Origin of the sequence: Micromonospora sp. B9E7 (assembly GCF_039871815.1) — a bacterium.
Lineage (GTDB): Bacteria > Actinomycetota > Actinomycetes > Mycobacteriales > Micromonosporaceae > Micromonospora.
The window spans coordinates 81,429-92,779 of record NZ_JBDPLX010000020.1; the positions used below are offsets into that span (position 1 = coordinate 81,429).

Here is an 11,351-nt window from a genome sequence, read left to right on the forward strand (position 1 = left end):
AGAGCTAGAACTCCACGCCCCGCACGTAGACCCGTCGTCGCCCCTCGCTGTTGGTCACCTCGACGGTCAGCTCCGTACCGACCACCGGCCTGGTTCGCATGCGCTGGTACGAGGCGGTGTCGTCCTCGTACCAACCCCAGTCCGCGCACCTGTCGTCTCGGAAGCGGAGGGCGTCCTCCCGACTGACGGTGGTGCCGCCGGAAAGCCCGTTGCCTCCCAGGAAGCCGTCCACGCATGCCGCGTCGGACTCGAACGTCAGGTACAGGTTGTCGTCGATATAGTCGCCCGACCAGTACCTAAGGTCGGCGAGAGCGCAGTCGGGCACGTGGACCCGGAACTGGTCGAAGATGTCGCCCATCGACTTGTCCCACCTGCTCGACGGGTAGGTGCGCTCGTCGAAGGGACCCTTGCCCCACAGCGCCACGCCGAAGGCGGCGGCGAGCACGGCCAACACCGTGCCCACCGCCACCAAACGCCGCCGCCGGGTCATCGGTCCCAACCCTATGGCGGAGAGCATCTGTCAGCCCAGGCTCTGGGCACTGCTCGTGCCCTTGACCGTGAACTCCTGCGCCACCCCGTACGTGTGCATGGCGGCGTAGTCGCTGAACGAGATGCCCCAGATTTCCTCGTCCGCGTCGAAGTTCCAGTCCTTGTAGACGTCGACCTTGTAGCTGCCGGCCGTCTTGGGTACCCCGTTGACCATCGTGACGGTGACGCTGCCCTTGACGCGGTATTGAACACCTCGGACCCCCAGCCGGTAGTCCAGGTTGTCCGTCATGCTCACCCCCCGCCACATGCTGTCGATGTTGTACGTGCAGGACGATCGCCCGCTGTCGGCGCATCGGGTGCGCGCCCCGGCGAGCAGATCACCCACATCGGCGTTGACGGCGCCCTTGAACTGGTTGTCCCTCAGGTAGTCGTCGACGCTGACGGAGAAGTCGTCACCCGAGGCGTTGTAGTAGTGCTTCCACAGCGCGCAGGCCTGGGTGGTCAGCACGCAGACGCCCTGCATGGTGGTCCAGAGCTGCGCCCGCATCTCCAGCAACGCGGTCGGCTCGTTCCACGGCGGAGTCTTCGAGCCGAACGTGCCATTGTCCGACGGCGTGGTGGGATCGTAGGGATCCTTGTCCGGATCGGGCTCGGTGACGATCAGCTCGGCGGCGAGCCGGGCCTGCTCCTCCTCCCGCTGCCGCTGCACCGCGATCTGCATCGCCTCGAGCGCCGCCTGGGCCGCGAGAACGGCGTCCTTCCCGGCCGCGATCGCCGACGCCCTCGCCTGCGACGCCGACGACTGGGCCGCGGCGGCGTAGCCGCGGGCCTGCACGGCCGACGCGTTCGCCTCACTCGCCGACCGCGTGGCCGCCTGGGCGGCCTGCTGAGCCGACACCGCGGCCTGCCGGGCCCGTTGCGCCGCGGCCGCCGCCTGCTCGGCCGACGCCTTGGCCTGCACCGCGGACGCCTGCGCGTCGGCGGCGTACCCGGCCGCCAACTCGGCGGAGCGGCTCGCCTCCAGCGCGTACGCCGCCGCCTCGGCCTGTGCCTCGCGGGCGACCGCCGCCGCGTACCCGGCGTCGGCCGCGTCCTTCTGGGCGTTGGCGGCGTACTGGGCCGCCTCGGCGACGTACCGGGTGACGGTGGCGGCGTGCGTCGCTGCCTCCTGATCCCGCTGACGGGCCTTGTGCTGCTCCGTCTCGATGAAGTGCCGCAGGTAACCCCGGGGCCCCTCAAGGGCGATCCGACCCGCGGCCTTCACCTCGGGCCCACCGGCGGAGACGATCTGCGCTGCCGTGATCCGGTCGTCGGTCTCCGCGGCCTCGTACCGGCCGGTGCGGAGGAACTGGGTCACCGCGGCCGCACCGGCGTTCAGCGCGGCCTGCGCCGCCGCCTTGGTGGTGGGGCCGCCGGCGGACATGATCTGGGCGACCTTGACCCGGTCGTCCAACTCCTTGCCCGGGTAGTTCCGGCTGTCGAGGAAGGCCCGGACATCGTCGTGATCGCCGGCGAGAGCCGCCTTGGCGGCCTCCTTGAAGGCCGCTGGTCCGGCGCCCTCGGCCAGGTGCAGCACCCGTCCACGGTCGTCCTGCTCAGCGGCCAACAGACGCCCGGCGCTGAGGAACTGCCGCAGGTCAGCTTCCGAGCCGGTCAGGGCGTCCTCCGCGGCGGCCCTGGTCCACGGGCCGGCAACGGCGAGCAGCCGCAGGGCGGCCTGCCGCCCACTGCCCAGGACCGTCGCGGTGGACGCTCCCGAGGCCGACGCCTCGGCCAGGAGCCGAGCGGTCTCCTGGTCCACCCGGGCCAGTTCCGGACGGTCGAACGGAATCTCGACCGGACGGTCGAGATCGGCGGTGCGGGCCTTCTGCGCGGCTTGGACAGCCTGCTCGGTCTCCAGCTCCAGACGCAGCACGTCGGCCTGCCGGGCCGTGGTCTCGACCTGCTCGGCCTGGGTCGCGGCCTGCGTCGCCACGTCGGCCGCAGTCTTCGCCGACGCGGCGTGGCGAGTCGCCTCGGCCGCCGCGTCCGCGGCCTCCCCGGCGTGCTCCGCCGCGTCGTCGGCGGCAGCGGCAGCCGCCCGAGCGTGCCGCGCCGAGTCCACGGCGAACTGGTACGCCTGCCGGGCGGCACGCCCGGACTCCCGCGCCAGTGCCTCGGCGGCATCCGCCGCGCGGTCGGCGATGGCGGCCTGCCGTCGCGCCTCGGCGGCCGCGCGCTTGGCGCGCTCCGCCTCGCCGCCGGCCGCCTGGGCATAGTTGCCGGCCTCCTCCGCAGCGGCAGCTGCGGCCAGAGCGTTCGTCACGGCGTTGCGCGCCGCGTGCGCCGCCGCGCCCGACGCGTCGGCCGCGTCGGCCGCCTTCAGGGTTGCCGCGGCGGCCGTCTCCGCAGCGGTGGCGGCAGCTCGCGCCTGCTGTGCCGCAGTGCGCGCCGCCGCCGCCTTGGTCGCGTCGCCGGCTGCCGCGCCGGCGGCGTTGAATGCCTTCGCGGCAGCCTTGCCCGCCATCGCCGAGGCTGCCGCGGCCCTGGACGCCGCGTTCGCGGCAACCCGGGCCGCACGGTTTGCCGCGCTGGCGGCATTCGTCGCGTCCTGGGCGGCGTCCGCGGCCCGCCGGGCGGCGTCCGCGGCGCGGCCGGCAGCCGCCGCCGCCTTCGCCGCCGAACCCTGCGCCGCTGCCGTCTCCGCCGCAGCCCGCTGTGCCGCCTCCTTGGCGAGCTGCGCGGCCGTCACCGCACGCTTCGAGGCGTCTTCCGCCGCCAATGTCTCCTCGGCCGCCGTCTGCCCGGCCTGGCGAGCCAGTTCGGCGAGCTGGGACACCGAGAGGATCTCCTGGTCCCGCGCCCGCGCGACCTCCTGACCCCGATCGAGGAAGTAGCGGATGTCCTCGACGGTGCCGTTGAGCGCCGTCTGCGCCGCGGCCCGGACCGTCGGCCCGCCGGTCGTCATGATCTGCGCGACCAGGATCCGATCGTCCTGCTCCTTGGCCTGTTGCTGCTTGACGAGCAGAAAATCGGCCACGGCGGCATCGCCACCGTTGAGAGCCTGCTGTGCGGCGGCCTTCGTCGCCGGCCCGCCCTGGCTCATGACCCGGCCCACCTGGATCCGCAGGTCCTGCTTCATCGGATCCTGATAGCCGGTGTCCAGGAACACCCGGATGTCCTGCTCGGTCTTGCCGAGCACCACCTGACCGGCAGCGTTGGTCGTCGGGCCACTCAGGCTCATCATCTGCGCGAGACGGACGCGATCGTCGTACGCCCGCGCCTGGTGCTGGCCCGTGGTGAGGAACGCCTGCACGTCCTCGTCGGAACCCACCAGGCAGGCGCGGGCGAGACTGGTCACGCTCGGGCCGCCGGACTTGAGGAGCGCGAGCACCTGCGCCCGATCGGAGCTGGCCGGTTCCGCCGCTCTCGCACCGCCGACACCTACCCCGGCCACCAGGGTCAGCGCCAACGCACCGATCAGCGGTCCCCGTGCGAGCCCTCGGCCGCGGCCTCTCGGTCGCCAACTGGACATGGTTCTACCCGTGTTCGACATCGAACCCCCGTGCGTCTTCGATGGTCACCAGGGCTACCTCCGCCCCGGGCGACGCCAAGGTATCGAAGATTCTCTCATCCCACTGCCCCCAGCGGCAGTGTGGACGGTGCGGGACACCCGCATGGACCGTGTGGACACCGGTCGTTCACGAAGCGATCTCGGGACTCGTCGCGGGCGCCCCGGCACCCCGGGCCGGCGACCCCAGAAATGCCGACGCACCGTTGCCGACCTGCTACTCGGCGCGAGACAGTACGGATATCTGCGGTGCCATCGACGCCGCCGTTCCCGGTCGACCCTGAGGAGAAGCGATGGCATTACGACTCGCCGACGGCACCGCCTGGTCCGAGGTCCTGGCCCGCGCGGTGGCCGCCACGCCGGAGGCGTTCGGCACCGAGGTGGACGGCGTCACCACTCTGCACAACCTGGTCGAGGGTGAGTGGCGGGCGGTCGGCCAGGCCGCCCCGGTCCACACCCCGGTGGACAACACCGTCGTCGTCAACCTGCCCCGGCTCGACGCCGGCACCGCCCGCGCCGCGGTCACGCACGCCGCCGCCGCGCACCGGGAATGGGCCCGGACCCCGCTCGCCGAGCGCAAGGCCCGCGTCGGCGAGGCGCTGGAATCACTCACCGCCCACCGTGACCTGCTCGCCATGCTGCTGGTCTGGGAGATCGGCAAGCCCTGGCGGCTGGCCTGCGCCGACGTGGACCGGGCGCTCGACGGCGTCCGCTGGTACGCGGACGAGATCGACCGGATGCTCGCCGACGGCCGCGAGCCGCTGCCCGGCCCGGTCAGCAACATCGCGTCGTGGAACTACCCGATGAGCGTCCTGGTGCACGCCGAGCTGGTGCAGTTGCTGGCCGGCAACGCCGTCATCGCCAAGACCCCGTCCCAGGGCGGCGCGGTCTGTCTGACCGTCGCGCACGCGTTGATGCGCCGCGCCGGTCTGCCCGCCACCCTCGTCAGCGGCGGTGGCGAGGAACTGTCCGAGGTGCTGGTCCGGGCGCCCGAGATCGGTGCCGTCGCCTTCGTCGGCGGCCGCTCCAACGGTGGCAAGGTCGCCGCCGCGCTGCTCGACAGCGACAAGCGGCACTTCATCGAGCAGGAGGGCCTCAACGCCTGGGGCATCTGGAACTTCTCCCAGTGGGACGTGCTCGCCGCGCACCTGAAGAAGGGCTTCGAGTACGGCAAGCAGCGCTGCACCGCGTACCCCCGGTTCGTGGTGCAACGCGACCTGGTCGACGAGTTCCTCGACATGTACCTGCCGGTCGTCCGCTCGGTCCGCTTCGGTCACCCGCTCGCCGTCGGCGGCGACTGGGCGGCCGGCGCCCCGCTGCCCGAGCTGGATTTCGGACCACTGATCAGCGCGGCCAAGGCCGACGAGCTGCACCGCAAGGTCGACGAGGCGGTACGCGGCGGCGCGGTGCCCCTGCACCGGGGCAAGCTCACCGGCGCCCCGTTCCTGCCCGGGCAGGACACCTCGGCGTACGTGGCGCCGTCGGTGCTGCTCGCCCCGCCGGGCCGGTCCCGGTTGATGCACGCCGAGCCGTTCGGGCCGGTCGACACGATCGTCGTGGTGGACACCACCGACGAGCTGCTGGCCGCGATGAACGCTTCCAACGGCGCGCTGGTGGCGTCGCTGGCCTGCGACGACACCGAGGAGGCCGGCAAGCTCGCCGTGGACCTGCAGGCCTTCAAGGTGGGCATCAACAAGCCGAGGTCACGGGGTGACCGGGACGAACCGTTCGGCGGTCGGGGCGCCTCCTGGAAGGGCGCGTTCGTCGGCGGGGACCTCCTCGTCCAGGCCGTCACCGTCGGCGGCGCCGGTCGGCTCTACGGCAACTTCCCCGACTACAGCAGCTACCCCGCGACCTGACGCGGTGCCGCGGAAGGGCCCTTGCTACGCGCCCGGCGTCAGCAGGGTGCCCTTCCTCTGGGCGGTGAGCGGGACCGTGAGGGTGAGCAACGCGCCGTCCCGCTCGGTCGAGCTGGAGCGACCCAGCCGGTGCAGGGTACGCAGCATCGGGCCGTTCTCGGCCTGGACGTGCAGCACCAGCGCGGCGTACCCGGCCTCGTCGGCGTGCTTGGCCAGCCGGCGCAGCAGTGCGCTGCCGAGCCCGCGCCGCTGCCAGTCGTCGCGCACCAGCAGCGCCACCTCGGCCTCGTCACCCTCACCGAGCAGGTTCGCCATGGCGACCACCGACTCGGCCGCACCGTCCGAGCCGGTGGCCACCGCGACCAGGGTCAGCCCTCGACTCGGCTCCAGCAACCGACGCAGCCGATCCGGCCGTGGCAGCACCGCCCCACCCAGGTATCGCCGGTGCCGGCTGCGCGGCGAACACACCTCGTGCAGCTCCCGTACGCCGGGCAGGTCGTCGGCGCACGCCGGTCGCACGACCACCTCGGCGCCGTCGGGCAGCACCAGGGTGACCTGCTCGGCGGCCCGACGAACCACTGTGGCGGCCAACTCGACCAGGGCCTGCGCCCGGGCGTACTCCGCCGGGGTGAACGCGGGCGCGGCCCGGCGCAGCGCGAACGAACCGCCCGCCGGGTCCGCCAGCGACATGCTCGTGCCGATGATCCCCCGGTCGACGCCCACCGACGCCGGCCGCCAGCTGACCGAGTCGGCGCCGAGCAGCGTCCGCAGCGCCTCGCCCGTCGCGTCCGGGTCACGCACCAGCCGGTTGGCCAGCCCGAGCACCCGGGTGGGCTGGTCGGCCAGGCCGCGCGCCTCGCTGCGCGCCACCCAGCAGTCCCGGCCCCGACCCCGCTCGACGGCGGCGATCAGCTCGGCCTCGTCGAGCGCGTCCGGCGCGTCGACCAGGAAGTCGTCCACCGCGCCCTGTTCGGTGGGCTGCACCTGCACGGTGAGGATGTTGACCCCGCGCAGCGCGAGGCTCGCCGTGAGCACCGACAGGTAACCCGGCCGGTCGTCCACGGTCGCTCGGATCCGCCACAACGTCATGGTTGGCTCCCTTCCCCACCTAAGAGCCTCACCCCAGCCTGTTGCCGCCCGATTGCCCGGTGGTGTCGAGCCGGGAACTCCTCGGGCCGTTCAGGGGCCGGCGACCACCGGAGGCGCGCCGACCAGGTCGAGCCGGTCACCGAGGATCACCGTGCTGGCCCGGACGAGCTGGCTGAGCCGGTCCACCTCGGTGCTGTGGAACGCGGCGGCGGAGAGGGTCTCGGTGTGCTCGCGGGCCACGACCAGCACCAGGCCCGCCCGGCCGAACGGCGCGATCGCGTGGTGGGTGCCGTCGGGCGTGGTCACCGACCGACCGCGCAGCGGGGTCACCTCCGGCAAGCGCAGGGGCACCGGGGTACGCCAGCTCGCGTGCCCCACGGTCGCCCCGCCGCCTCCGGTCCGCGAGGCCCAGTCGACAGGCACCACGGCGGCGACGGCCCAGTCGGCTGCCAGCAGCCCGGGCACCGCGTCGACGAGGGTGGCGAGCCCGTCGGCCGGGTTGGCCGCGACCTGCGCCAGCAGCTCCGCGTCCTGGCCGGTGGTGGTGGGCGCGCCGATCGCCCGCCACACGCCGTCCACCCGCACGCCCGGAATCGCCGCAAGGCCGGCCAGCAGCCGCTCCACCCGGGCCGCGCCCGGCCAGACCACCGTGAAGTCGTCCACCGCCCGCCCGCCGAGTCGTTCGAGGACCACCACCTGGACGATGTCCGCGCCGGAGACGCCCAGCGTGCGGGCGACCTGGCCGAGCGTGCCCGGACGGTCCGGCAGGGTGACCCGAACTCGCAGCAACATGTCTGTCCCTCCGCTCGGCGGGCCGGCCGACGTGCGGCCGGCAGGCTGTATTCAGCCTGGTCGTTGACCATTTCGTCCCTGTTGCAGGGCCATGTCCCGAGGGCAAAATCCGACCTTGACAACGTGAGCGGGCTGCCATCAACTAGTCGGATGAGCGATTCGGCCGTCGATGCGTCGCGGCCGGAGGCCGTTCCCGCCTCCCCCGCCGGGCTGGCCCTGGACCGACTCGGCGACTATCTGGCGGCGCACCGTCCCGAGTTGGCCGCCGGCCCGCTGCGGGCGCACCTGATCGCGGGCGGCAAGTCGAACCTCACCTACCTGCTGCGCATCGGCGACCGCGAGGTCGTGCTGCGCCGTCCCCCGCTGGGGCACGTGCTGGCGACCGCGCACGACATGGCCCGCGAGTTCCGGGTCATCTCGGCGCTGGCGTCGACCGAGGTGCCGGTGCCGGGCGCGCTGCTGCTCTGCACCGACCCGGAGGTGATCGGCGCGCCGTTCTACCTGATGGAGCGGATACCCGGCGAGGTGTTCCGCACCCGCGCCCAGACCGACCCGCTGGGCGACGAGCGCCGTCGGGCCCTCGCCATGGCGATGATGGACACGCTCGCCGCGCTGCACAGCGTCGAGCCGTCCAGCGTCGGGCTCAGTGACTTCGGCCGCCCGGAGGGCTACCTGGCTCGTCAGGTCCGCCGCTGGGCCGGCCAGCTCGACCGTTCACGCAGCCGCCCGCTGCCCGGCATCGACGAGCTGCGTGACCTGCTCGCGGCGACCGCCCCGGAGGGTGCGAACGCCGGCCGGATCGTGCACGGCGACTACCGGCTGGACAATCTCCTCGCCTCGGCCGACCCGGTGACCGTGCACGCGGTGCTCGACTGGGAGATGGCGACCCTCGGCGACCCCCTCGCCGACCTCGGGCTGCTGTTGACCTACTGGGACGTGCTGGGCGGCAGCGAGACCGCTGCGGGCAACCCGGTCGCCGACGGGCTCGGCCCGCGCGCCGGCTTCCCCACCGGCGGTGAGCTGATCGACAGGTACGCCGGGCGCGGCGACGTGGACGTCGGGCCGCTGCACTGGCACGTGGCGCTGGGCTGTTTCAAGCTCGCGGTCATCTGCGAGGGCATCCACTACCGGCACACGCTCGGGCAGACGCTGGGCGAGGGCTTCGACCGGATCGGCGAGATGGTGGCACCGCTGGTCGCGCACGGGCTGACCGCCGCCAGGGAGCGGTGATGGACTTCTCATACGACAGCCGGACCGAGGACCTGCGCGACGAGCTGACCCGGTTCCTGAACGAGCACGTCTACCCGGCCGAGCCCGTGCACGCCGAGCAGGTGGCCGCGGGTGACCCGTGGTCGCGTACCCCGGTGTTGGCGGAGTTGAAGGCGGAGGCCCGCAAGCGCGGCCTGTGGAACCTGTTCCTGCCCGATCCGCGCTACGGCGCCGGCCTGACCAACCTGCAGTACGCGCCGCTGGCCGAGCTGACCGGGCGCAGCCCGCACCTGGCCCCGGAGGCGGTCAACTGCGCGGCACCGGACACGGGCAACATGGAGTTGCTGGCCGAGTTCGGCTCGGAAGCTCAGCAGAAGCGCTGGCTGATGCCGCTGCTCGAGGGTGAGATCCGCTCCGCGTTCTGCATGACGGAGCCGGACGTCGCGTCCTCCGACGCCACCAACATCGCCACCCGGATCACCCGCGACGGCGACGAGTACGTGATCAACGGGCGCAAGTGGTGGTCGTCCGGCGCGATGGACCCGCGCTGCGAGATCTTCATCGTCATGGGCAAGACCGACCCGTCGGCCGACCGGCACCGCCAGCAGAGCATGGTCCTGGTCCCGCGGGACACGCCGGGCGTGGTCGTCCGCCGCGGCATGACCGTCTTCGGCTACACCGACGGCTCACACGGCGGCCACGCCGAGATCGACTTCACCGACGTCCGGGTGCCCGCGGAGAACCTGATCGGCGCCGAGGGCACCGGCTTCGCCATCGCCCAGGCCCGGCTGGGTCCGGGCCGGATCCACCACTGCATGCGGTTGATCGGAATGGCCGAGCGGGCGCTGGAGTTGCTCTGCCGCCGGGCCAACGAGCGGATCGCGTTCGGCCGGCCGCTCGCCGAGCAGGGCGTGGTCCGGGAGTGGATCGCCGAGTCGCGGGTACGCATCGAGCAGGCCCGGCTGCTGGTGCTCAAGACGGCCTGGCTGATGGACACCGTCGGCAACAAGGGCGCGCACACCGAGATCCAGGCCATCAAGATCGGCACGCCGGCGATGGCGGAGTGGGTGATCGACAAGGCCATCCAGGGGTACGGCGGCGCCGGCGTCAGCCAGGACACCCCACTGGCTGCCCTCTGGGCGCAGACCCGGACCCTGCGCCTGGCCGACGGCCCGGACGAGGTCCACCGCAACTCCCTCGCCAAGCGCGAACTCCGCCGCTGGACCGCGTAACCCCACCCACCACCCCTTGGCCCCCACGCCCTTGGCCGCCGGGGCAGGGGAACCGGGGGGTCAGGCGGAGGCGCGGTGGACCAGTTGGGTGTCCAGGAGGATGTGCGGGGCGACGAGTTCCTCGCCGCGGATTCGGGCGACCAGCAGGCGTGCCATCTGTCGGCCCATCTCCTCCACCGGCTGGAAGACCGTGGTCAGCGGCGGGTCCGCCTGGAGGGCGATCGTCGCGTCGTCGAAGCCGATCACCGCGACGTCCTCGGGCACGCGCCGGCCGGCCTCGCGCAGGGTACGCAGCGCGCCGAACGCCATGAGGTCGGACGCGACGAAGACCGCGTCCAGGTCCGGGCAGACGTCCAACAGTCGGCGCATGCAGGCGGTGCCGCTGCCCTCGCTGAAGTCGCCGTACGCGATCAGGTCGGGGTTGACCCCGGCCCCGGTGGCCTTGACCGCCTCGGTGTAGCCGGCCAGGCGGGCCAGGCCGGCGCCCATGTCCTGCGGCCCGGCGATGGTGGCGATGCGCCGGCGCCCCAGCCCGGTCAGGTACTCCACCGCCTGCCGGGCCCCGCCAACGTTGTCCACGTCGACGAACCACGCCGGTTGTGCGCCCGGTTGCAGCATCCGGGCGGGCCGACCACCGAGCACGGCGGGCAGCCCGCGCTCCTCCAGGAGCGTCGGCAACGGGTCGGAGTCGTGCAACGACAGCAGCAGTACGCCGTCGACGTGCTGGTTGGTCAGATGGTGCTCGACCCGCTCCCGTTCCACCGGCGACTGCGCCATGGCCAGCCAGAGCTGCATCGGCGTCTCCAGCAGCCCGGAGCTGATCCCCCGCACGATCGAGGCGAAGAACGGTTCGGTGAAGACCCGTTCACCGGACTCGGACACCACCAGCGCGACGGAGTCGGTGCGCTGGGTGACGAGCGCACGGGCAGCCCGGTTCGGCACGTACCCCAGCTCGGCGATGGCTTGCTGGACCGCGGCCCGGGCCTCCGGGCTGACCTGGGGCGAGCCGTTGACGACGCGGGAGACCGTCCCCCGGCCGACGCCGGCACGCGCCGCGACCGCGTCGAGGGTCGGGCGCCCGAGCGACCGGGTGCGCTGCGTTGTCATGGTGTGCTCCTCCGACGGCGGGCG

Annotated in this window: 8 protein-coding genes; 3 read left to right on the forward strand and 5 right to left on the reverse strand. The window is 73.0% G+C overall.

What is annotated here, in order from left to right:
- Window positions 1-4: 4 nt before the first annotated feature.
- Both ABGB10_RS26290 and ABGB10_RS26295 read right to left on the reverse strand, forming a co-directional pair.
- The gene (locus ABGB10_RS26290; RefSeq protein ID WP_347663637.1) at window positions 5-490 is read right to left on the reverse strand and encodes a hypothetical protein; all 486 of its coding nucleotides are present in this window, start codon (window positions 488-490) and stop codon (window positions 5-7) included.
- Between the two features lie 30 nt (window positions 491-520).
- Entirely contained in the window at window positions 521-3,940 is a 3,420-nt protein-coding gene (locus tag ABGB10_RS26295; RefSeq protein WP_347663638.1) for an ALF repeat-containing protein, read from the reverse strand.
- Window positions 3,941-4,332: 392 nt separating this feature from the next.
- On the opposite strand from ABGB10_RS26295, the gene ABGB10_RS26300 reads away from it, so the two are divergent.
- Entirely contained in the window at window positions 4,333-5,898 is a 1,566-nt protein-coding gene (locus ABGB10_RS26300; protein WP_347663639.1) for an aldehyde dehydrogenase family protein, read from the forward strand.
- A gap of 24 nt (window positions 5,899-5,922) precedes the next feature.
- Here the strand turns inward: ABGB10_RS26300 and ABGB10_RS26305 are convergent, their stop codons facing one another.
- Entirely contained in the window at window positions 5,923-6,987 is a 1,065-nt protein-coding gene (locus ABGB10_RS26305; protein WP_347663640.1) for a GNAT family N-acetyltransferase, read from the reverse strand.
- Window positions 6,988-7,077: 90 nt separating this feature from the next.
- Complete coding sequence (locus ABGB10_RS26310; protein WP_278138172.1) at window positions 7,078-7,779, reverse strand: amino acid-binding protein; 702 nt, start codon at window positions 7,777-7,779, stop codon at window positions 7,078-7,080.
- A 150-nt stretch (window positions 7,780-7,929) separates the two neighbouring features.
- Between ABGB10_RS26310 and ABGB10_RS26315 the strand changes: the two genes are divergently transcribed.
- Window positions 7,930-9,009 carry a phosphotransferase family protein gene (locus tag ABGB10_RS26315; protein WP_347663641.1) on the forward strand — a complete coding sequence of 360 codons (1,080 nt, stop codon included), beginning with the start codon at window positions 7,930-7,932 and terminating at the stop codon, window positions 9,007-9,009.
- On the forward strand, window positions 9,009-10,220 hold the full coding sequence (locus ABGB10_RS26320) for an acyl-CoA dehydrogenase family protein (RefSeq protein WP_347663642.1): 1,212 nt from the start codon (window positions 9,009-9,011) through the stop codon (window positions 10,218-10,220). The genes ABGB10_RS26315 and ABGB10_RS26320 overlap by 1 nt, the downstream gene beginning before the upstream one ends.
- 60 nt (window positions 10,221-10,280) lie before the next feature.
- Here the strand turns inward: ABGB10_RS26320 and ABGB10_RS26325 are convergent, their stop codons facing one another.
- On the reverse strand, window positions 10,281-11,327 hold the full coding sequence (locus tag ABGB10_RS26325) for a LacI family DNA-binding transcriptional regulator (protein WP_347663643.1): 1,047 nt from the start codon (window positions 11,325-11,327) through the stop codon (window positions 10,281-10,283).
- Between the last annotated feature and the right edge of the window lie 24 nt (window positions 11,328-11,351).

What these genes read in the sequence shown, in the direction of transcription:
- ABGB10_RS26315 (WP_347663641.1), top strand. Translation starts at nt 7,930, where the DNA reads ATGAGCGATTCGGCCGTCGATGCGTCGCGGCCGGAGGCCGTTCCCGCC.
- ABGB10_RS26320 (WP_347663642.1), top strand. Translation starts at nt 9,009, where the DNA reads ATGGACTTCTCATACGACAGCCGGACCGAGGACCTGCGCGACGAGCTG.
- ABGB10_RS26300 (WP_347663639.1), top strand. Translation starts at nt 4,333, where the DNA reads ATGGCATTACGACTCGCCGACGGCACCGCCTGGTCCGAGGTCCTGGCC.
- ABGB10_RS26305 (WP_347663640.1), bottom strand. Translation starts at nt 6,987, where the DNA reads ATGACGTTGTGGCGGATCCGAGCGACCGTGGACGACCGGCCGGGTTAC.
- ABGB10_RS26325 (WP_347663643.1), bottom strand. Translation starts at nt 11,327, where the DNA reads ATGACAACGCAGCGCACCCGGTCGCTCGGGCGCCCGACCCTCGACGCG.
- ABGB10_RS26310 (WP_278138172.1), bottom strand. Translation starts at nt 7,779, where the DNA reads ATGTTGCTGCGAGTTCGGGTCACCCTGCCGGACCGTCCGGGCACGCTC.
- ABGB10_RS26290 (WP_347663637.1), bottom strand. Translation starts at nt 490, where the DNA reads ATGACCCGGCGGCGGCGTTTGGTGGCGGTGGGCACGGTGTTGGCCGTG.